The following is a 19,699-nucleotide window of genomic DNA, read 5'->3' as shown; positions in this document are numbered from 1 at the left end:
CTGATTGGCCTTTCGCCGCCGGCAATGCAAGCCAACAAGGCCGTAACCGCGGCGCGGCCGTCACGGCTTGGGGCGGTCGTCCCATTCCGAGCTGAGGATCCGCTCGGCATCGCCTTTCGGATCCTCGTATTGCCGGCCGCGCAGCGACCAGATGAAGGCCACCAGGCCAAGCCCGCCAAGGCCCAGGGAAACCGGAATCAGAAGGCCCAGGATTTCCATGCTTCCTCCTTACCGCAGCCGCAGCGCGTTCAGCGTCACGCTGATCGAACTCAGCGACATGGCCAGCGCCGCCATCAGCGGCGTCGCGAATCCGGCGATGGCGATGGGCACCGCGACGATGTTGTAGACCAGCGAGATGGCGAAATTCTCCTTGATCCGGGCGCGGGCGCTGCGCGCCAGCTCCAGCCCCTCGGCCACCGGGGCAAGGTCGCTGCCCATCAGCACCATGTCCGAGGCGGTGCGCGCCGCATCCAGCGCCGAGGCGGGCGAGATCGAGACATGCGCCTCGGTCAGGGCGGCGGTGTCATTCAGCCCGTCGCCGACCATCAGCGGATGCAGCCCCTGCTGGCGCAGATCGCGCAGGGCCTCGGCCTTTTCGACCGGGGTGACGCCGGCGCGCCATTCCGCGATGCCCAGCCGCTGCGCCAGATCCTGGACCACCGGCGCCGCATCGCCCGACAGCAGCATCACCCGCCGGCCCGAGCCAAGGATGCGCGCCACGCAGGCCTCGGCCCCCGGCCGCAGCCGGTCCGAGAACTCCAGCCGGATCGGTGCGTCCTGCCCCCCCTCATCACCCAGCGACAGCCAGCTTGCCGAAAGCGTCGCCTCGCCATGCCGGGCGCCCAGCCAGTCGGCGCGGCCCAGCCGCACCTCGCGCCCCTGCCAGATCCCGGCGATGCCATAGCCCGGTACCTCGCGCAGATCGCTGAGCCGGGCGGGTTCGGTGCCGGCCTCGCGCAGCGCCTGGGCGAGTGCCTGCGACAGCGGATGGCCCGATCCCTGCGACAGGGCCAGCGCCACCGGCCGCGCCTCGGCCGGGATGGGGTCCAGCGAGACCAACTGCGGCACGCCCATGGTCAGGGTGCCGGTCTTGTCGAAGACCACGGCATCGACCTCGGCCAGGCGCTCCAGCGCGGTGCCGTCCTTGATCAGCATGCCGCGCCGGAACAGCCGCCCCGAGGCGGCCGTCACCACCGCCGGCACCGCCAGGCCCAGGGCGCAGGGGCAGGTGATGATCAGCACCGCAGCGGCCACGTTCACCGCCAGCCGCAGGTCATGCGTCGCGAAATACCAGCCGAGGAAGCTGCAGAAGGCCAGAAGATGCACCAGCGGCGAATAAAGCCGCGAGGCGCGGTCGGCGAGCCCGGTGTAATGGCCGCGCGCCGATTCCGCCGCCGCGACCAGCGCCGTCAGCCGCGCCAGCGAGCTGTCGCGCCCGGCTGCCGTCACCCGCATGACCAGCGGGCCGGTCAGGTTCACCTCGCCCGCCGAAAGCGCGACGCCCGGACGGGCGGGAACCGGGATGCTTTCGCCGGTCAGCAGCGAGCGGTCGATCTCGCTGCTGCCCTCGGCGATCTCGCCATCGGCGGGGATGCGGGCGCCGGGGCGGATGCGGATCAGGTCGCCCGGAACCAGCTCGACCACCGGCACCGGCTCGTCGCCCGCGGTGGTGACGCGGAAGGCGCGCGGCACCTCCAGCGCGGTCAGTTCCTCGGCGGCCGAGCGGGCGACGGCGCGGGTGCGATAGTCCAGGTAGCGCCCGATCAGCAGGAAGAAGCACAGCATCACCGCCGCGTCGAAATAGGCGTGATGGCCGGATTGCACCGTCTCATAGACCGAAATCGCGCTGGCCAGGACCAGCGCCAGCGAGATCGGCACGTCCATGCCGAGCCGCCCGTGCCTGAGCGCCCGCCAGGCGCTGGCGAAGAAGGGCTGGCCGGCAAAGGCGACCGTCGGCAGGGCGATGGCGCCGGAAATCCAGTGGAACATGTCGCGCGTCGCGTCCTCGGCCCCCGACCAGACCGCGACCGACAGGATCATGATGTTCATCATCGCGAAGCCCGCGACGCCGATGCGCATCAGGATGTCGCGGCCCTGCCGGTCGGCGGCGCTGGCGGAGAGCGCGGCCGGGTCAAGCTCATGCGCCTCGTAGCCGATGCCCTCGACCACCGGGATCAGTTCCTCGGCACTCATGCCGGGCGCGTCCACGGTGACGCGGCGCAGCGTCAGGTTGACCCGCGCGTCCCTGACGCCGGGATGGCGGTTCAGCACCCGCTCGACATCGGTGATGCAGGTCGCGCAATGGATCGTCGGCAGGGACAGGACGATGTCCTCCTGCCCGCCCCCGCCCGCGGCGATACGCTGCGCCAGCGGCGCCGCGTCGCAGGCCGGACAGGCCGAGAGCCGGGCGTCGTGGTCGTGCAGCGTGGCGTCGGACATCTCAGTTCACCCGGTTGCCGTGGTAATGGTCGATGCGCTGGCGGAACACCGTGCCGTCGGGGGCGGTCGCGGCCAGGTGGATGTTCCACGTCCCCGGCGCCAGCACCAGGGGCGCGCGGAACAGCCCGCCGGAATAGGTGAACTCGGGGCGCTGGTCGTCGCGCACATGGGTCGGCCGGCCGACCGTCACCTCGAGCCCCTGCACCGGCGCCGGAAGGCCCTGCCCGTCCCGGATCGCCAGCACCAGCTCACGGCCGTCATACTCCGGCGTCACCGTCCAGTTCAGCGCCGCCTGCGCGTCGCGGTCGCGGTCGAAGCTCTGCGAGGCGACATAGCTGTTCTTGACCTCGAGCCCTGGGAAGGTGCCCACGGCCTTGAAGGCCATGAACAGGTTGACGGCGATGATGGTGCCAAAGGCGCCCAGGGTGATGATCAGCACATGGCGGCCGGTCAGTTCGCGGGGCATCTATTCGCTCCTTCCGTGGAAGACGGTGTCGATACGGGACTTCCTCCCATCGGTGGCATCCTCGACCCAAAGCGTCAACTCGCTCTGTGCCCCCTCGGCCAGCGCCGAGCCCTTTTCGGCGGTGATATAGACGCGCTGGGTATGGGTGCTGTCCGCCGCGACGTGAAGATCGGCGGCCGGCAGCCCCTCCAGCGTCAGGCCGACGCCGGCCGGCGCGGTGCCGTCGGGCCCGGCGACCGAGACGGTGAAGTCGCGCTCGGATCCCTGCTTGTTGCGCAGCCGCAGCGCATAGGTGTTGCGGATCGCGCCATCGGCCATGGTGACGTAAAGCGGGTTCCTGACCGGCGTCACGTTCAGGTCGAAGGGCGAGCGCAGGAACAGCGCCACCACCAGCGCAACGCCGATCCCCGCCCAGAGCGTGAAATACAGCATCGTGCGCGGGCGCAGGATATGCTTGAGCACCGGCTTCGGCGTCTCGCCCGCGCGCTCGGCGGCCTCGTCCTTCAGCGCCATGTAGTCGATCAGCCCGCGCGGCTTGCCGATCTTGTCCATCACCTCGTCGCAGGCGTCGATGCACAGCGCGCAGGTGATGCATTCCAGCTGCTGGCCGTCGCGGATGTCGATGCCCATGGGGCAGACGTTGACGCAGGCCATGCAGTCGATGCAATCGCCCTTGGCGCCGCCGTCGGATTTCGTGGGCTCGCCCTTGTGCAGCTTGCCGCGCGGCTCGCCGCGCCATTCGCGATAGGCGACGGTCAGCGTGTCCTCGTCCATCATCGCGGCCTGGATGCGCGGCCAGGGGCAGGCATAGACGCAGATCTGCTCGCGCGCGAAGCCGCCGAAGACGAAGGTGGTCGCGGTCAGGATGCCCATGGTGATATAGGCGACGGGATGGGCCTGGCCTATCAGCAGATTGCCCAGCAGCGTCGGCGCATCGGTGAAATAGAAGATCCAGGCGCCGCCGGTCGCCAGCGCGATGAGCAGCCAGATCGTCCATTTCGTCAGCCGCAGCCGCAGCTTGCGCAAGTCCCAGGAGGCGTTCCACAGCCGCAGCCGGGCGTTGCGGTCGCCCTCGACCCAGCGTTCGGTCAGCAGGAAAAGATCGGTCCAGACCGTCTGCGGGCAAGCATAGCCGCACCAGACCCGCCCCAGGGCCGAGGTGAAGAGGAAAAGCCCCAAGCCCGCCATGACCAGCAGCCCGGCGACGAAATAGAATTCATGCGGCCAGATCTCGATCCAGAAGAAATAGAAGCGGCGGTTGGCCAGGTCGATCAGCACCGCCTGGTCGGGCATGGCGGGACCGCGGTCCCAGCGGATCCAGGGGGTGACGTAATAGATCGCCAGCGTCACCGCCATGATGATCCATTTCAGGTTGCGAAACCAGCCATGGACCCGGCGGGGAAAGATCGGCTCTCGGGCAGCATAAAGGCGTGGCGGGTCGATGTCGGAATTCGACATGATTGGCTCCTGTAGCGCGTGGCTCGGATATATAGAGCCTGGCAGCGGTGACGCATTGATCTGCGTCAAGCGCGGGCTGGCCGAGCATAGCGAGAGGGGATGCGGGGAACATAGGCCGAATTGTCGCATCCGCATAAGAAACCGGCCCGGCCGGCTTGCGCCAGGACCAGGCCCTGCGTTTGATAAGAACACCGGCCCCCCTTGGAAACGCGCGAACAGGACGGGGGGCCGGTGCCACCGTGGCCGGTTTCCCGGCCACGGATCTGGGATCAGTTATTCGCCGCCGCCAAGGCTGTGGACATAGGCGGCGACGGCGACGATGTCGGCGTCGGACAGGCGCCCGGTCCAGGCCGGCATGACGCCGAAGGGACCGTCGCGCACGATGCGGGTGATCGTTTCCGGGTCCGAACCGTAAAGCCACACGGCATCGGTCAAGTCCGGCGCACCCTGGGCACGGTCGCCGGTGCCGTCCTCGGCATGGCAGGACGAGCAGTTGTCGGCGAACAACTCCACGCCCTCGGCCGCCAGCGCCGCGTCATGCGGCAGGCCGCCCAGTTCCAGCACATGGTTCACGACCTGGCGGATCTGGGTGTTGTCCAGCAATTCGTCGGTGCCGAAGCGCGGCATCTCGGAATAGCGGGTGTCGCCGTCCTTGGGATCGCGGATGCCATGCATGACCGTGGTGTGGATCTCTTCCAGCGTGCCGCCCCAGAGCCAGTCGTTGTCCAGCAGCGAGGGATAGCCCGTGGCCCCGCCCGCGCCCGAGCCGTGGCACTGCGCGCACCAGGTGCGGAAGATCGCGGCGCCGGCATTGGCGGTATAGTTCGCCAGTTCCGGGTCGGCGGCGATCTCTTCCAGCGGGGTCTCGACCAGCTTGGCCTGGATCGGGGCGTTGGCGTCGTTGAAGCGCTGGATCTCGGCCGCCACGTCGGAGCGGTAGCTTTGGCCCAGAAGGCCGCGCGTCGCCCCGTTCACCAGCGGGATGGCCGGATAGGCGATGAAGTAAAACACCCCCCAGACGATGGTGGCATAGAAGGTCCACAGCCACCAGCGCGGCAGCGGGTTGTCATATTCCTCGATCCCGTCCCAGCTGTGCCCGGTCGAGGGCACCTCGACCACCCTGCGCCCGCCCTTGCGGTCGCGCACGACGCGGGTGGCACCCGGCCGCGGCGTGACCGGGGGATGCAGCGGTCCCTCGGGCCCCTCGGGCGGATGGGCCAGGATCTTGGCCTTGTGGGCCTCGTCGGCGGCCTGGCGTTCCAGCTCGATCCGGTTGTCGGGATTTTGCGGGCTGGTGTGCTCGTCGTCGCTATCGGCCATCACTCGACCTCCTTCTCGCCCGCCGGTGCGGGTTTCGTCTCGTTGCGGAAGATGCTTTCGGCCGCGTCGCGATGCAGCGGCCGCGAGCCCGGCCTGAGGGCGAAGACGATCGCTCCCAGGAAGAACAGCACCAGCAGCAGCAGCACCCAGCTGTCGGCCAGTTCGCGCAGGAAGGAATACCTGTCCATGGCGGGCCTCAGCGGTTCGGATCGGGTTCGAAGGTCGAGAAATCGACCATCGTGCCCAGGACCTGGAGATAGGCGATCAGGGCGTCCATCTCGGACACGCCGGGACGGCGGTCGAAATTGCGCTGCTGCGCACCCGGATAGCGTTCCTCCAGCCCCGAGGCATCGGCATCGGGATCGGCCTGGGCGGCAAAGTCGCTGACCGCCGCGGCGATCATCTGGTCGTCATAGGGCACGCCGACCATCGCATCGGTCCGCAGCCGTTGCGCCATGTTCGAGGAGTCGATGGGGCGGTCCAGCAGGAAGCCGTATTTGGGCATGATCGATTCCGGCACCACCGCCTGGGGATTGACCAGATGGTCGATATGCCATTCGTCCGAATAGCGGCCGCCCACGCGGGCCAGGTCCGGCCCGGTCCGCTTGGAGCCCCACTGGAACGGATGGTCGTACATCGACTCGGCCGCCAGGCTGTAATGGCCATAGCGCTCGACCTCGTCGCGCATCGGGCGGATCATCTGGCTGTGGCAGACATAGCAGCCCTCGCGGACGTAGATGTCGCGGCCCTTCAGCTCCAGCGGCGTATAGGGTCGCATGCCCTGCACCTTCTCGATGGTGTTCTGCAGGTAGAACAGCGGCGCGATCTCGACGATGCCGCCGATGGTCACGACGAGGAAGGAAAAGACCAGCAGCAGCGTGGCGTTCTTTTCCAGGACCTTGTGCTTTTCAAGAATGGCCATGATCCGTCCTCATTCTGCCGGGACCGCGACCGTGGTCGCATGGGTCTTGGGTTGCTTGGCGACGGTGGCCCACAGGTTGTAGCACATGATCAGCGCGCCGGTCAGGTAAAGCACGCCGCCCGTTCCCCGCACCACGTTCATCGGGAATTTCGCGGCCACCGTGTCGGCGAATGCGTTGACCAGGAAGCCCTGGGCGTCGACCTCGCGCCACATCAGCCCCTCCATGATGCCCGAGACCCACATCGAGGCCGCGTAGAGCACCAGCCCGATGGTGGCGAGCCAGAAGTGCCAGCTGACCAGGCCCGTCGAGTAAAGCCGCTCACGCCCCCAAAGACGCGGCACCAGGTAGTAGAGCGCGCCAAAGGTGATCATGCCGTTCCAGCCGAGCGCGCCGGAATGCACGTGGCCGATGGTCCAGTCGGTGTAGTGGCTCAGCGAGTTCACCGCCTTGATCGACATCATCGGCCCCTCGAAGGTCGCCATGCCGTAGAAGCCGACGGCCACCACCATCATGCGGATCACCGGATCGGTGCGCAGCTTGTCCCAGGCGCCCGAAAGCGTCATCAGGCCGTTGATCATGCCGCCCCAGCTGGGCATCCACAGGATGATCGAGAACACCATGCCCAGCGTCGAGGCCCAGTCGGGCAGCGCGGTATAGTGCAGGTGGTGCGGACCGGCCCAGATATACAGGAAGATCAGCGCCCAGAAGTGGATGATCGACAGCTTGTAGCTGTAGACCGGGCGCTCGGCCTGCTTGGGGATGAAGTAATACATCATGCCCAGGAAGCCCGCCGTCAGGAAGAAGCCCACCGCATTGTGGCCATACCACCATTGCGTCATCGCGTCCTGCACGCCCGAGAAGAGCTGCACCGACTTCGAGCCGAAGGGGCTGACCGGGATCGTCAGGTTGTTGACGATATGCAGCATGGCGATGGTGACGATGAAGGACAGGTAGAACCAGTTCGCCACGTAGATATGCGGCTCTTTCCGCTTCAGGATCGTGCCCAGGAACACCGCCAGGTAGACGACCCAGACCACGGTCAGCCACCAGTCGGCATACCATTCGGGCTCGGCATATTCCTTGGACTGGGTGGCGCCCAGGATATAGCCGGTCGCCGCCAGCAGGATGAAGAGCTGGTAGCCCCAGAACACGAACCAGGCCGCGTTGCCGCCCCAGAGCCGCGCCGCCGAGGTGCGCTGCACCACGTAGAACGAGGTCGCGATCAGCGCGTTGCCGCCGAAGGCGAAGATCACCGCCGAGGTGTGCAGCGGCCTGAGCTTGCCGAAGTTGGTATAGCCCATGGTGACGTCGCTGAGGTTCAGCGCCGGGAAGGCCAGCTGAAAGGCGATGATCACCCCGACCAGGAAGCCGACCACGCCCCACAGGGCGGTGGCGATCACGCCGGCCCGGACCACGTCGTCCATGTATTGCGTCTCGGGATGCGGCTCGAGCGAAGGTTGCTCGTTGCCCATCTGGCGCAGCACCCGCAGAAACATGACGCCCGCCGCCAGCATGACGATCAGGGCATTCACGAGATAGGCGGGATCATCGGGTCGCGCGTAATTGGCGGCGATCGCGGCCAGGACCGCAATCGTGCCAAGCGCGATCAGCTTGATGGTATCCAACATTAAGTTCCTGTCCTTCATCCTGCGCCGAAGGCGGCCGATTCGCATTGGATGCGGCGGGTTCGCGGCTTCGACAGCTTCTTCTAACGTCACACGGTTTCGTGAGACTTTGATCTGCGTCAATCCGTCCGTTCTGGATAGGCGTAAAATTCCCAAATATCCGGACAGGATGTCGCAGCCGGCCGCCAACGGCGATTGCGATCCTGCCGGATGCAGGTGAAACTCGCCTCTGAACCCCGAAAGGAGAGGGCCCATGGGCTACAAGACCATCCTGACCGTTCTGACCGATGCCGACCAGCAAAAGCAGCTGGATTCGGCCATTGCCATGACCCGGCGCGAGGATGCGCATCTCGACGTGTTCTGCATGGGCGTGGATCACACCCAAAGCGGCTACTACTATGCAGGCGCCTCGGCCTATGTGTTCCAGGAATCCATCGACAAGGCCGTGGCGGCGGCAGGCGAGCTGGAGGAGCGGGTCCGCGACCGGCTCGACCCCGAGGACATCCGCTGGTCCGTCGATTCCGCGGTGGCGCAGGTGGGCGGACTTTCGACGCTGGTGGGCATGCGCGCGCGCTATTCCGACCTCGTGGTGCTGAGCCGCCCCTATGGCGAGGGCGCGCCCACCGATGCCGAGGCCGTGACCGAGGCGGCGCTGTTCGAGGGCTCGGCCCCGGTGCTGATCGTGCCCGGCGCGCTGAAGGAGCCCTTCGGCAGGAAGGTCATGATCGCCTGGAACCAGTCGAACGAGGCGCTGGCCGCCGTGCGCCGCGCCCTGCCGTTGCTGATCGCCGCCGACAGCGTCGAGATCACGGTGATCGACCCCTCGCCCAGCGGTCCCGAACGCTCGGATCCCGGCGGGGCGCTGTGCCAGATGCTGACGCGCCACGGCGTCCGGGCCGAGATCGCGGTTCTGGCCCGCACCCAGCCGCTGGTCAGCGACATCCTGAACCGCCGCGCGACCGAGATCGGCGCCGACATGCTGGTGATGGGCGCCTATGGCCATTCCCGCTTCCGCGAGGCGATCCTGGGCGGCGCGACGCGCAACATGCTGGAAAAGGCGCAGGTGCCGGTGCTGATGGCGCGCTGACCGGCCAGTCCCCGCCAACTGGCGGCCCAACGCCCCGGACACGCCGTCCGGGGCACCTTGGCGGGCGGCGCGCTAGCTCAGCGGCCCGCCGTCCGAATCATCGCCGCTTTCCGTGACCAGCCGGACGAAGGAGGGCACGATCACCCGCCGCTTGCCGTCCAGCTCGATCACCCCTTCGCGCTTCAGCGCGCTCATCTGCCGGCTCACCGTCTCCAGCGTCAGGCCCAGGTAATCCGCCATCGCCTCGCGCGTCAGCGGCAGTTCGATGGCGATGCGGCCTTCGGGCCGGCGCTTGATCAGCGCCGCCTCGCGCCGGGCCAGGATCACCAGAAGCGAGGCGATCTTCTCGCGCGCGGATTTGCGGCCCAAGAGCAGCAGCCAGTCGCGGGCGGCGTCCAGCTCGTCCAGCGTCATCTCCAGAAGCCGGCTGGCGATGCGGGGATTGTCGATCAACAGCTTTTCAAAGGGTTTGCGGCGGAAACAGCACAGCACCAGGTTGCTGGTCGCGGTGACGGTATAGGTCGCCATCTCGCGCCCCGGCCGGCCCAGGAAGTCGCTGGGCAGAAGCAGGCCGACCATCTGCGTGCGCCCGTCCTCGAGCTGCTGGGTCAGCCCGGCCATGCCGGCGACCACCGAGGCGACGAAGTCCATCCGGTCGCCGGCCCAGACCACGACCTGTCCCGCCTCGTAGCGGCGATAGAACTTCATGCCCTCCAGTTCGGCCAGTTCGTCGCCTTCGCAATGCGCGCAGACGGCCCGATACCGAATGGGGCAGATTTCGCAGGGCTGCTGCGTCGCGCAGAGGGCGGCGTCATGTGGCATTTGATTTGGGTCAAGGTTCCGGCGCGTGTTCAACGCTAGATATAGCAACATGGAACAACAATCGCAACTTGAGCGGCTCGGACTGTTTGACGCGCGCGTGCCGCGCTATACCAGCTACCCCACCGCGCCGCATTTCACCCCCGCCGTGGGCGAGCCGGTCTTCCGCGACTGGGTCGCGGCAATCCCCGCCGGCGCGGCGATCTCGCTCTACATGCATGTGCCGTTCTGCCGGCGGCTGTGCTGGTTCTGCGCCTGCCGCACCCAGGGCACGCAATCCGACGAGCCGGTGCGCGCCTATGCCAAGGCGCTGCTGGCGGAACTGGACATGCTGAAATCCGCGCTCGCCCCCGGCGTCAGGCTGTCGCGCCTGCATTGGGGCGGCGGCACCCCCACGCTGATGCCGGCCGAGATAATGCGGCTGGTCGCCGGCGCGGTCCTCGGTGCCTTCCCGCTGGCCGAGGGCGCCGAGTTCTCGGTCGAGATCGACCCGAACGAGATCGACGAGGCCCGCATGGACGCGCTGGCCGAGGCCGGGCTGACCCGCGCCTCGATCGGGGTGCAGGATTTCGACCCCGAGATCCAGAAGATCATCGGCCGCGAACAAAGCTTCGAGGTGACGAAACGCGCCGTGGACATGATCCGCGACCGCGGCATCGCCAGCCTGAACGCGGACATCCTCTATGGCCTGCCCAACCAGAACCCGCGCAAGATCGCCGAATCGGTGCAGAAGCTCCTGGCGCTCTCGCCCGACCGGGTGGCGCTTTACGGCTATGCCCATGTGCCCTGGATGGCCAAGCGGCAGGTGATGATCCCCTCCGAGGCCCTGCCCGACCCCTATGGCCGGCTGCGGCTGTTCGAAACCGCGCGCGAGCTGTTCCTGGCCGACGGCTATGACGAGATCGGCATCGACCATTTCGCCCGCCCCGGCGACGGGCTGGCCCGCGCGCAAAAGGCCGGGCTCCTGCGGCGCAACTTCCAGGGCTATACCGACGACCGGGCCGAGGTGCTGGTGGGGCTGGGCGCCTCGTCGATCTCGCGCTTCCCGCAGGGCTATGCGCAGAACGCCCCGGCCACCGGCGCCCATCTGGCCAGGATCCGCGACGGGCGCTTCTCGACCACGCGCGGCCATGCCTTCACCGCCGAGGACCGCTGGCGCTCGCGCATGATCGAGGCGCTGATGTGCGATTTCGAGATCCGGGCCGAGGAATTCATCCGCGACCACGGCTTCGACGCCGACCGCCTGGCCCAGGTCTTCGCCCCCGTCGCCGCGCATTTCGGCGAGATGGTCGAGGCCGATGCCGCGGGCCTGCGCATCACGCCCAAGGGGCGGCCGCTGACCCGGATGATCGCCCGCATGTTCGACGGCTACGACATGGCGGCATCGGGCCATTCCGCCGCGATCTAATGCGGATGATGGCCGTGGCCGTCATCCCGGTCGCCGCAGGGCTCGCCCTCGCGCTCGGTCTCGATGGTGGCATGGCCGATGCCGAAGTCGCGCCGCAGCAAGGCCTTGACCCGGCGCACCGCCTGCGCCGGATCGGCCCCCGCGCGCAGCACCAGATGCGCCGATAGCGCGTTGCGCCGCTCGTCGATCTGCCACAGGTGCAGGTGATGGGCGCCCGCCACGCCCTCGACCGCGGCCATGGCGCGGGCCAGCGCCGCATGATCGACCCCGGCGGGCGCGGCCAGCATCAGCATGCGCATCACCGGCCCGATCTCCCGCCCGATATGCCACAGGATCACCGCCGAGATCAGCAGCGTCAGGATCGGATCGGCGATCTGCCAGCCGAAAGCCCAGATCAGCGCCCCGCCCAGGAGCACCGCGACCGAGACCGCCGCATCGGCCAGGTTGTGCAGGAAGGCCGCGCGGATGTTCACGCTCTCGCGCGACGCCCGCCAGACCAGCGCCGCGGTCAGCGCATCCACCACCAGCGCGAAACCCGCCAGCGCCATGACCAGCCCGCCCGCGACCTGCGGCGGATGGGCGAGCCGCCCCAGCGCCTCGATCCCCAGCCAGACCGAGATGGCGATCAGCGCGATGTAATTGACGAAGGCCGCGACGATCTCGGCCCGGCCCCAGCCATAGCTCATCTCGGGGCTGGCGGGCCGCCGCGCCAGCCGCCGGGCGCCAAAGGCCAGCACCAGCGCCAGCGCATCCGAGAGATTATGCACCCCATCCGCGATCAGCGCCGTGGAATCGGCGACATAGCCGCCCAGGATCTGTGCCCCCGTCAGCGCCAGATTGACCACCACCGCAATCAGGATGGCGCCGTCGCCCACCCCGCCCGGCAGGTGCGAATGCCCGTGCCCGCCGTCATGCGAATGCGAATGGCCCATCCCGCCCTCCTTCGCCGGCTTCTTCGTTCCCCAAATACCCCTGCGGCCGCGCCACCCACGCGACCGCCGCCGCTCAATGCGCCTCGGCCCAGTTCGCCCCCTGCCCGGCATCGACGATCAGCGGCACGTCCAGCCGGACCGCGGGATCGGCCGCGCCCTGCATGACGCCGCGCGCCGCCGCGACCAGCTCGGGCACGGCAGATTCCTCGACCTCGAAGACCAGTTCGTCATGCACCTGCAGCAGCATCCGCGCCGGCAGGTGGCCGATCGCCTCCGGCATGCGGATCATGGCGCGGCGGATGATGTCGGCGGCCGCGCCCTGGATCGGCGCGTTGATCGCCGCCCGCCGCGCCCCGCCGGCCGCCGGCCCGGACTGGTTGATGCCCGGCGTCATGATCCGCCGCCCGAACAGGGTGCGCACGAAACCGTCCTGCTTGGCCCCGGCGACGGTGCGGTCCATATAGGCGCGGATCTCGGGGAAGCGCTCGAAATAGGTGTCGATGAAGGCCTGCGCCTCGGCCCGCGGAATGCGCAGGTTGCGCGCCAGGCCAAAGCCCGAGATGCCATAGATCACCCCGAAGTTGATCGCCTTGGCGCGGCGGCGGATCATCGGGTCCATGCCCTCGACCGGCACGCCAAACATCTGGCTCGCGGTCATGGCATGGATGTCGATGCCGTCACGGAACGCCTGCTTCAACGCCGGGATCTGCGCCACATGCGCAAGAATCCGCAGCTCGATCTGGCTGTAGTCCAGGCTGACGATCCGCATCCCCGGCCCGGCGACGAAGGCTTCGCGGATGCGCCGCCCCTCGTCGGTCCTGACCGGGATGTTCTGCAGGTTCGGATCGGTCGAGGCCAGCCGGCCGGTCTGCGCCCCGGCGATGGAATAGCAGGTATGGACCCGCCCGGTCTCGGGGTTCACATGCAGGGGCAGCGCATCGGTATAGGTCGATTTCAGCTTCGAGATCGCCCGCCAGTCCAGCACCCGCGCCGGCAACTCGTGCCCCTCGGCGGCCAGGTCCTCCAGCACCTCGGCCCCGGTGGAAAAGGCGCCGGTCTTGCCCTGCTTGCCCCCGGCCAGGCCCATGCGCTGGAACAGGATCTCGCCCAGCTGCTTGGGGCTGCCCACGTTGAAGGGCCCGCCGGCCAGCTCGTGGATCTCGGCCTCCAGCCCCGCCATCTTCTGGGCAAAGGCGTTGGACATGCGCTTGAGATGCTCGGAATCGATGCGGATGCCCGCCATCTCCATATCGGCCAGCACCGCGATCATCGGCCGCTCCAGCCGCTCATAGGCGGTGGTGACATGGTTCGGCGCCAGCTTCGGGCGCAGGTGATGCCAGAGCCGCCAGGTCACTTCGGCATCCTCGGCGGCATATTCGCTGGCCTTGTCGATCGTCACCTGCGAGAAATTGATCTGCGCCTTGCCCGAGCCGATCAGATCCTTGATCGGCAGGCAGCGATGGCCCAGGTACAGGTCCGCCAGCTCGTCCATGCCGTGGTTGTGCGCCCCGGCATTCAGCGCATAGGACAGCAGCATGGTGTCGTCCAGCGGCGCCATGCGGATGCCGTGGCGGGCCAGAAGCTTCCAGTCATACTTGACGTTCTGGCCGATCTTCAGCACCGAGGGATCCTCAAGCACCGGCTTGAGCATGGCCAGCGCCCGCTCCCGGTCCATCTGCCCCTCGACCCGCGCGCCCGAGCCGAACAGGTCCGCCGCGCCGTCGACATGGCCCAGCGGCAGATAGGCCGCCCGCCCCGGCCCGGTGCACAGCGAGACCCCGACCAGATCGGCCTGCATCTCGTCGAGCCCGGTGGTCTCGGTGTCGATGGCGACCACGCCCTTTTCGGCGATCTCGGCCAGCCATTCGGCCAGCACCGCCTCGTCGCGGATGGTGACATAAAGGCTGCGGTCGATCGCCGGCAGTTCGGCCGCCGGCGCGGCCCCCGTCCCGGCCCCGCTCCCGGCCACGGCGGCCGGCACCGGCGCTGCCTCGGCCATGCTCGGCGGCTCGGCGCCGAACCGCTCGGCCACGCGCTTGGTCAGGGTGCGCAGCTCCATCCGAACCAGGAAATCCAGCAGCACCTCGGGATCGGGCTCGCGGATCTCCAGGCTCTCCAGGGTGAAGTCCAGCGCCATGCGGCAATCCAGCTCGACCAGCCGCTTCGAGATGCGGATCTGCTCGGCATGGTCGATCAGCGTCTGGCGCCGCTTGGGCTGCCTGATCTCCTCCGCCCGCGCCAGCAGGCTCTCCAGGTCGCCGTATTCGTCAATCAGTTGCGCGGCGGTCTTGATGCCGATTCCCGGCGCGCCCGGCACGTTGTCGATGGAATCGCCGGCCAGGGCCTGCACATCCACCACCCGCTCGGGGCCGACGCCGAATTTCTCGCGCACCTCGTCGGGGCCGATGGGCTTGCCCTTGATCGGGTCCATCATCTCGACCCCGCCGCCGACCAGCTGCATCAGGTCCTTGTCGCTGCTGATGATCGTCACCCGACCGCCCGCGTCCCGCGCCTGGCAGGCAAGGCTCGCGATGATGTCGTCGGCCTCGAAACCCTCGGTCTCGATGCAGGCGATGTTGAAGGCCCGCGTCGCCTCGCGGGTCAGCGGGAACTGCGGCCGCAGGTCTTCGGGCGGCTCGGGCCGGTTGGCCTTGTAGAGCGGATAGATGTCGTTGCGGAAGGTGCGCGCCGAATGGTCGAAGATCACCGCGGCATGGGTCGGCTGGTCCGAGCCCTTGCCGTCCTGCAGGTATTTCCAGACCATGTTGCAAAAACCCGCCACCGCCCCGATGGGAAGCCCGTCCGAGCGCCGGGTCAGCGGCGGCAGCGCGTGATAGGCGCGAAAGATGAAGGCCGAGCCGTCGATCAGGTGGAGGTGATGGCCCTTGCCGAATCCGTCCGTCATATGTGCGCGCCCCCTGCTCTTGCATTCGCCCGCCTTGATGCCACGAAGCGGCCCTGGGGCCAAGGCCGCGCGGCCCGGCTTTCTCCGTTTGAAAATACCCCCGCCGGAGGCGTCGCAACGCCCCGGCCGGCGGGGCGTTGCCGCCTGGGGCCGCCTGGGGCCACCTGGGAAAGCCGCCGCGGCGGGCAGGCCCAGGCAGCAGCTGCGCTTCAGTGGTCGTCGTGCGCGTGTTCGCGGTCGATGACGAAGCGCTTGTCGCAATAGCCGCATTCGACCCAGCCGGTATCGCGCGGAATGGCCAGCCAGACGCGCGGATGACCGAGGCCCCGCTTCTCGTCGCCGTCGCAGGCGACCTTCCAGGAGGTGACGGTCTGGATCTCGGGGGCCGGAATGGTCATGGCGGTTCCTTGAGCTCTGACGACAAACGGGGTTAAACCGGCGGCGATCATAATGAACACGAAGAGCCGATGCCAGCCCCCCAGCAAAGCCCGAAGGCCATCGAAATCAGCGGCCTGACCAAGACCTATGCCGCCGCCGGCCAGGCGCCGGCGAAACAGGCGGTCAAGGGGCTGGACCTCGCGATCCCCGCCGGCTCGATCTTCGGCCTGCTCGGGCCCAACGGCGCCGGCAAGTCGACCACGATCAACATCCTGGCCGGGCTGGTGCGCAAGTCCGCCGGCAAGGTGATGATCTGGGGCTTCGACCAGGACGTGAACCCGCGCCAGTCCCGCGCCGCCATCGGCGTCATGCCGCAGGAACTCAACATCGACCCCTTCCTGACCCCCCGCGCCAGCCTCGAGGTGCAGGCCGGCCTCTACGGCGTCCCCAAGCGCGAGCGCTGGACCGACGAACTGCTCGAACTCGTCGGGCTGACCGAACAGGCGGAAAGCTATTCGCGCCATCTCTCGGGCGGCATGAAGCGGCGGCTGCTCCTGGCCAAGGCGCTGGTGCATCGGCCGCAGATCCTGGTCCTCGACGAACCCACCGCCGGCGTCGACATCCAGCTGCGCGAGATGCTGTGGCGCAACGTGCGCCGGCTGAACGACCAGGGCATGACCATCATCCTGACCACGCATTACCTGGAAGAGGCCGAGGAGATGTGCGACCGCATCGCCATCATCGACCATGGCGAGCTGATCCTGTGCGAGGATACCGCCGCCCTGCTCGGCCGCGCCGATTCCAAGACGCTGGTCGTCGATACCGGCGAGGCCCGCGCCCTGCCCGCCCTGCCCGAGGGCGTGCGGGCCGAACGGCGCGGGGACGGCCGGCTCGCGCTCAGCTATGCGCCCTCGCGCATCCCGACGGACGGGCTGATCGACGCGCTGCGCGCCGCGGGCCTGCCGATCCGCGACCTCGCGGTCGAGGCGCCGGACCTCGAGGACGTCTTCGTCCAGCTGACCTCGCGCCCGGCGCCTCAGCCCGGCTGAACCATGCGGCCCATCGGCCGGCCGCCCAGGATGTGCATGTGGAAATGCGGCACCTCCTGCACGCCATGCTCGCCGGCATTGGTGATGGCGCGGAAGCCCAGCCCGCCATCCAGCGCCACGCCCAGCTCGCGCGCCACCCTGGCCAGGGCGCGGTGGAAATCCACGATCTCGGCATCCGAGGCATTGGCGGCGAAATCGTCGTAGCTGACATAGGCCCCCTTGGGGATCGCCAGCACATGCACCGGCGCCTGCGGCCGGATGTCGCGGAAGACCAGCGTATGCTCGGTCTCCAGCACGGTGTCGTTGGGGATCTCGCCGCGCAGGATGCGGGCGAAGATATTGCTGTCGTCATAGGCGGGCATGGCTCTCTCCTCAGTCGCTGAACAGGTGGTCGGTCCGGGCAAGCGCCAGCGCGGTCTCGGCCGGCAGATCCAGGAAACGCGCCAGTTGCGCGGTATTCTCGGCGACCGGCCGCCAGGGCGCGATGGAATGGAAGCCGGGGAAATCCATGTCGCGCAGCCGCTCGGCCTCGTGTTCCAGGTCGGCGCGCACCATGGGCAGCAGCCGTTCGATCACCTCGGGGGCGGTCTCGCTCCCGGCCAGCCCCACGCGGGCGATATGGCCGCGCAGGTAATCGTCGTCGAATTCGGAATCCACCAGCAGGATGCGGGTATCGGCCTTGTCCGAGGTCAGATCCTGGATCAGATACAGCGCCGAGGGGTCCAGGCACAAGACCAGCCGGTTCGATTCGAAATGCTGGAACAGCAGCCGGATCAGCGCGCGCCGGTGCCGGTCGCGCTTCTCGACCGTGGTCTCGACCCCGCCCAGGTCGGGCAGATGCGCCTCGGGCTCGTTGAACAGGTAGTCCACCGCCGGAATCGGCGTATGCGCCCGGATCGCCGCGGTCAGCCGCTTGGCGACATGCCATTTCTTGGCCACCACCAGCAGCAGCGTGTTGTCGCGGCCCAGGCTGCCCTCGGCCTCCCAGAACCGCTGGCCGAAGCGCCGCCCGACCCGGCCCCGCCCGGTCAGGAAGCGAAGCAGCCCCGTCGCCTCGTTCGAGATCGGGAAATGCACGCCGCTGGCCGCCCAAAGCGCGCCCAGCCGCTCGCGCAGCCGGATCGCCTCGGGGCTGATCTTGCGGGCGAACAGGGAGTTCTGCCCCATCAGCAGGTCGTAATGATCGTTGTAGAAAGTCACCGGCATGCCGTAGGGTGTGTTGACAAAAGGGATTCACCGGGCGCGGTGATCGTGATTCAAGCTGGTATCTGCAATGGAGACCAGCGTGGCACGAAACCTGATGTCGAACGACGAGTGGGCGTTCTTTGAACGCTTCATCCTGGCTGTCCGTTCTCCGAACGGCCGCAAGCCCACGAACCATCGGCTTGTTCTGGATGGGATTTTCTGGATCGCCCGAACGGGGTCGCCCTGGCGCGACCTGCCGGAAGAGTTCGGCAAATGGTCGTCTGTCTATCGGCAGTTCCGGCGCTGGACGTTGGCGGGGCTGTGGGAACAGATCCTGGAGGCGCTGAACGAGAGCCGGATCGTGCCGGATGCGCTGCAGATGATCGACAGCACCGTGGTTCGCGCTCATCATCAGGCAGCGGGCGCAAAAGGGGGACTCCGCGCCAAGGTTTCGGCCGCTCGCGAGGTGGCTTCACGACCAAGATCCATCTGCGGGTCAATGCGGCAGGCCTGCCCATGAGAACCGAGATCACGGCCGGGCAGACATCGGACTACCTCGGCTTCGATCTGGTCATGGCTGACAACCTGCCCGAGCCAAGCGTTCTGCTCGCAGACCGCGGCTACGACTCCGACAACATCCGCAAGACCATGGAGGTGCGCGACGTGGTGCCGGTCATCCCCATGCGCAAAACCCGGAAGCTACGGGTCGCCGTTGACCGCAGGCTCTACCGCCTGCGCAATCTCGTTGAGCGGTGCTTCAACAAGCTCAAGAATGCCCGTCGCGTCGCCACCCGCTACGACAAGACCGCCGAAAGCTTCCTGGGCTTCATCGACATCACGTCGATCCGCCTCTGGCTCCGCCATTTGTCAACATGACCTAGTCGGTGAAGATCAGATAGGTCAGCGTGCGGGTGCGGATCTCGCGCCACGGCACGACATGGGGTACGACGGTCTGGAAGAAGGTCTCGTCCGGGATCCAGGTGGTCGAGAAGAAGCGCATCACGTCCGGCCGGCTGGCGCAGAAATCCAGCACCTTCTCGACGGTCAGGCGGCGCAGGCACCACCATTGCGACCCGATCATGACCTGGATGTCGGCCGGCACCCGGCGCCGCAGGCCGAATCGCTTCTGCAAATCGTAGCTGGCATAGAACAGCCATTTCTGCGTGCGCTCGTTGAACCAGTGCCGGTAGACCAGCCGCTCTTCCTTGAAGCCGGTCTTGATCCAGTCCGATTCGAAGAAATCGAAGCTCTCGATATAGTCGCAATCCTCGCCGTCCAGCAGGCCATGGGCATATTCGGCCGACTTGATCGGCATGCAATCGCCCGAGAGCATGTAGAAATGCGTGGCCCGCGGAAAGGCGGCGACGGCGGCGCGCACCGCCTCCAGCGTGGCGCCGACCAGCGACCATTCGCCCCAGCCGCATTTCCAGCGCCGCTGCGCAAAGACCACCGAGGCGTTGTCGGCCAGCGCCGCCCGGATCAGCTCGTAGTCGCGCGGATTGGCGCGGCCGTCGAAATGGATCGCCACGTAATCGCCCGAGGCGGTCAGCCTGCGGGCCTGCGCCACCACGCCCTCGGGATCCTTGTGGCACAGCAGAATAAAGGCAATACGCGCCATCTCGTTACCCATCTTGTCCGCTTCACGCGGGCAATGCTCACACTGGTTGAAACTCTGCCGGTGATTTGCATTGTGTCCTTACCGATT

The 19,699-nt window shown here is 67.7% G+C and carries 18 protein-coding genes and 1 pseudogene; 4 read left to right on the top strand and 15 right to left on the bottom strand.

What is annotated here, in order from left to right:
* Positions 1 to 60 precede the first annotated feature (60 nt).
* The 8 genes from ccoS to ccoN all read right to left on the bottom strand — a co-directional run bounded on the left by ccoS (position 61) and on the right by ccoN (position 8,234).
* Positions 61 to 219 (bottom strand): cbb3-type cytochrome oxidase assembly protein CcoS, encoded by a 159-nt coding sequence (gene ccoS, locus E3U26_RS20340; protein WP_036749596.1) that lies wholly within the window; start codon positions 217 to 219, stop codon positions 61 to 63.
* Between the two features lie 9 nt (positions 220 to 228).
* Complete coding sequence (locus tag E3U26_RS20335; protein WP_499107454.1) at positions 229 to 2,439, bottom strand: heavy metal translocating P-type ATPase; 2,211 nt, start codon at positions 2,437 to 2,439, stop codon at positions 229 to 231.
* A gap of 1 nt (position 2,440) precedes the next feature.
* Positions 2,441 to 2,905: a FixH family protein gene (locus E3U26_RS20330; protein ID WP_036749592.1), complete on the bottom strand. Its 465-nt coding sequence runs from the start codon at positions 2,903 to 2,905 to the stop codon at positions 2,441 to 2,443.
* On the bottom strand, positions 2,906 to 4,363 hold the full coding sequence (gene ccoG / locus E3U26_RS20325) for a cytochrome c oxidase accessory protein CcoG (protein WP_036749590.1): 1,458 nt from the start codon (positions 4,361 to 4,363) through the stop codon (positions 2,906 to 2,908).
* Positions 4,364 to 4,636: 273 nt separating this feature from the next.
* Complete coding sequence (gene ccoP / locus E3U26_RS20320; RefSeq protein WP_175562291.1) at positions 4,637 to 5,683, bottom strand: cytochrome-c oxidase, cbb3-type subunit III; 1,047 nt, start codon at positions 5,681 to 5,683, stop codon at positions 4,637 to 4,639.
* On the bottom strand, positions 5,683 to 5,871 hold the full coding sequence (locus E3U26_RS20315) for a CcoQ/FixQ family Cbb3-type cytochrome c oxidase assembly chaperone (RefSeq protein ID WP_036749587.1): 189 nt from the start codon (positions 5,869 to 5,871) through the stop codon (positions 5,683 to 5,685). The genes ccoP and E3U26_RS20315 overlap by 1 nt, the downstream gene beginning before the upstream one ends.
* Positions 5,872 to 5,879: 8 nt before the next feature.
* Complete coding sequence (gene ccoO, locus E3U26_RS20310; RefSeq protein WP_072460753.1) at positions 5,880 to 6,605, bottom strand: cytochrome-c oxidase, cbb3-type subunit II; 726 nt, start codon at positions 6,603 to 6,605, stop codon at positions 5,880 to 5,882.
* A 9-nt stretch (positions 6,606 to 6,614) separates the two neighbouring features.
* Positions 6,615 to 8,234: a cbb3-type cytochrome c oxidase subunit I gene (gene ccoN / locus E3U26_RS20305; RefSeq protein ID WP_499107450.1), complete on the bottom strand. Its 1,620-nt coding sequence runs from the start codon at positions 8,232 to 8,234 to the stop codon at positions 6,615 to 6,617.
* Between the two features lie 250 nt (positions 8,235 to 8,484).
* On the opposite strand from ccoN, the gene E3U26_RS20300 reads away from it, so the two are divergent.
* Entirely contained in the window at positions 8,485 to 9,318 is an 834-nt protein-coding gene (locus E3U26_RS20300; RefSeq protein WP_072460754.1) for a universal stress protein, read from the top strand.
* Positions 9,319 to 9,390: 72 nt separating this feature from the next.
* On the opposite strand, the gene fnrL is transcribed toward E3U26_RS20300, so the two are convergent.
* Positions 9,391 to 10,140 (bottom strand): transcriptional regulator FnrL, encoded by a 750-nt coding sequence (gene fnrL, locus E3U26_RS20295; protein ID WP_036749576.1) that lies wholly within the window; start codon positions 10,138 to 10,140, stop codon positions 9,391 to 9,393.
* A gap of 49 nt (positions 10,141 to 10,189) precedes the next feature.
* On the opposite strand from fnrL, the gene hemN reads away from it, so the two are divergent.
* A complete protein-coding gene (gene hemN / locus E3U26_RS20290) occupies positions 10,190 to 11,545 on the top strand; it encodes an oxygen-independent coproporphyrinogen III oxidase (RefSeq protein ID WP_499107449.1) in 1,356 nt (451 codons plus the stop codon).
* On the opposite strand, the gene E3U26_RS20285 is transcribed toward hemN, so the two are convergent.
* The 3 genes from E3U26_RS20285 to E3U26_RS20275 form a co-directional block, all read right to left on the bottom strand.
* Entirely contained in the window at positions 11,542 to 12,477 is a 936-nt protein-coding gene (locus E3U26_RS20285; protein ID WP_243784019.1) for a cation diffusion facilitator family transporter, read from the bottom strand. The two genes, hemN and E3U26_RS20285, sit on opposite strands and share 4 nt — an antisense overlap.
* 73 nt (positions 12,478 to 12,550) lie before the next feature.
* Complete coding sequence (gene polA / locus E3U26_RS20280; RefSeq protein WP_499107448.1) at positions 12,551 to 15,382, bottom strand: DNA polymerase I; 2,832 nt, start codon at positions 15,380 to 15,382, stop codon at positions 12,551 to 12,553.
* A 209-nt stretch (positions 15,383 to 15,591) separates the two neighbouring features.
* Complete coding sequence (locus E3U26_RS20275; protein ID WP_036749567.1) at positions 15,592 to 15,780, bottom strand: zinc-finger domain-containing protein; 189 nt, start codon at positions 15,778 to 15,780, stop codon at positions 15,592 to 15,594.
* Positions 15,781 to 15,849: 69 nt separating this feature from the next.
* Here E3U26_RS20275 and E3U26_RS20270 point away from each other — a divergent pair, with 69 nt between their 5' ends.
* A complete protein-coding gene (locus E3U26_RS20270; protein ID WP_499107447.1) occupies positions 15,850 to 16,809 on the top strand; it encodes an ABC transporter ATP-binding protein in 960 nt (319 codons plus the stop codon).
* Here E3U26_RS20270 and E3U26_RS20265 read toward each other — a convergent pair.
* Entirely contained in the window at positions 16,797 to 17,171 is a 375-nt protein-coding gene (locus E3U26_RS20265) for an HIT domain-containing protein (protein WP_072460758.1), read from the bottom strand. The genes E3U26_RS20270 and E3U26_RS20265 overlap by 13 nt on opposite strands.
* A 10-nt stretch (positions 17,172 to 17,181) precedes the next feature.
* Positions 17,182 to 18,009, bottom strand: a complete 828-nt coding sequence (locus E3U26_RS20260; protein WP_499107445.1) for a DUF5928 domain-containing protein — start codon at positions 18,007 to 18,009, stop codon at positions 17,182 to 17,184.
* Between the two features lie 73 nt (positions 18,010 to 18,082).
* Here E3U26_RS20260 and E3U26_RS20255 point away from each other — a divergent pair.
* Positions 18,083 to 18,870 (top strand): IS5-like element ISPme2 family transposase gene (locus E3U26_RS20255; RefSeq protein WP_088238952.1). Its coding sequence is split into 2 segments (ribosomal slippage): positions 18,083 to 18,419 and positions 18,419 to 18,870, totalling 789 coding nucleotides; the frame shifts between segments, so codons are not numbered across the junction.
* A 4-nt stretch (positions 18,871 to 18,874) separates the two neighbouring features.
* On the opposite strand, the pseudogene E3U26_RS20250 reads toward E3U26_RS20255, so the two are convergent.
* A pseudogene (locus tag E3U26_RS20250) lies at positions 18,875 to 19,612 on the bottom strand (beta-1,6-N-acetylglucosaminyltransferase); the annotation flags it as partial.
* Between the last annotated feature and the right edge of the window lie 87 nt (positions 19,613 to 19,699).

It is taken from the genome of Paracoccus ferrooxidans, from assembly GCF_029909815.1.
GTDB classification, from domain to species: domain Bacteria; phylum Pseudomonadota; class Alphaproteobacteria; order Rhodobacterales; family Rhodobacteraceae; genus Paracoccus; species Paracoccus versutus.
This window is presented reverse-complemented; position numbering and strand designations above follow the sequence as displayed.

What these genes read in the sequence shown, in the direction of transcription:
- ccoS (WP_036749596.1), bottom strand. Translation starts at nt 219, where the DNA reads ATGGAAATCCTGGGCCTTCTGATTCCGGTTTCCCTGGGCCTTGGCGGG.
- E3U26_RS20315 (WP_036749587.1), bottom strand. Translation starts at nt 5,871, where the DNA reads ATGGACAGGTATTCCTTCCTGCGCGAACTGGCCGACAGCTGGGTGCTG.
- E3U26_RS20330 (WP_036749592.1), bottom strand. Translation starts at nt 2,905, where the DNA reads ATGCCCCGCGAACTGACCGGCCGCCATGTGCTGATCATCACCCTGGGC.
- hemN (WP_499107449.1), top strand. Translation starts at nt 10,190, where the DNA reads ATGGAACAACAATCGCAACTTGAGCGGCTCGGACTGTTTGACGCGCGC.
- ccoO (WP_072460753.1), bottom strand. Translation starts at nt 6,605, where the DNA reads ATGGCCATTCTTGAAAAGCACAAGGTCCTGGAAAAGAACGCCACGCTG.
- polA (WP_499107448.1), bottom strand. Translation starts at nt 15,382, where the DNA reads ATGACGGACGGATTCGGCAAGGGCCATCACCTCCACCTGATCGACGGC.
- E3U26_RS20265 (WP_072460758.1), bottom strand. Translation starts at nt 17,171, where the DNA reads ATGCCCGCCTATGACGACAGCAATATCTTCGCCCGCATCCTGCGCGGC.
- E3U26_RS20300 (WP_072460754.1), top strand. Translation starts at nt 8,485, where the DNA reads ATGGGCTACAAGACCATCCTGACCGTTCTGACCGATGCCGACCAGCAA.
- E3U26_RS20285 (WP_243784019.1), bottom strand. Translation starts at nt 12,477, where the DNA reads ATGGGCCATTCGCATTCGCATGACGGCGGGCACGGGCATTCGCACCTG.
- fnrL (WP_036749576.1), bottom strand. Translation starts at nt 10,140, where the DNA reads ATGCCACATGACGCCGCCCTCTGCGCGACGCAGCAGCCCTGCGAAATC.
- ccoN (WP_499107450.1), bottom strand. Translation starts at nt 8,234, where the DNA reads ATGTTGGATACCATCAAGCTGATCGCGCTTGGCACGATTGCGGTCCTG.
- E3U26_RS20335 (WP_499107454.1), bottom strand. Translation starts at nt 2,439, where the DNA reads ATGTCCGACGCCACGCTGCACGACCACGACGCCCGGCTCTCGGCCTGT.
- E3U26_RS20275 (WP_036749567.1), bottom strand. Translation starts at nt 15,780, where the DNA reads ATGACCATTCCGGCCCCCGAGATCCAGACCGTCACCTCCTGGAAGGTC.
- ccoG (WP_036749590.1), bottom strand. Translation starts at nt 4,363, where the DNA reads ATGTCGAATTCCGACATCGACCCGCCACGCCTTTATGCTGCCCGAGAG.
- ccoP (WP_175562291.1), bottom strand. Translation starts at nt 5,683, where the DNA reads ATGGCCGATAGCGACGACGAGCACACCAGCCCGCAAAATCCCGACAAC.
- E3U26_RS20270 (WP_499107447.1), top strand. Translation starts at nt 15,850, where the DNA reads ATGCCAGCCCCCCAGCAAAGCCCGAAGGCCATCGAAATCAGCGGCCTG.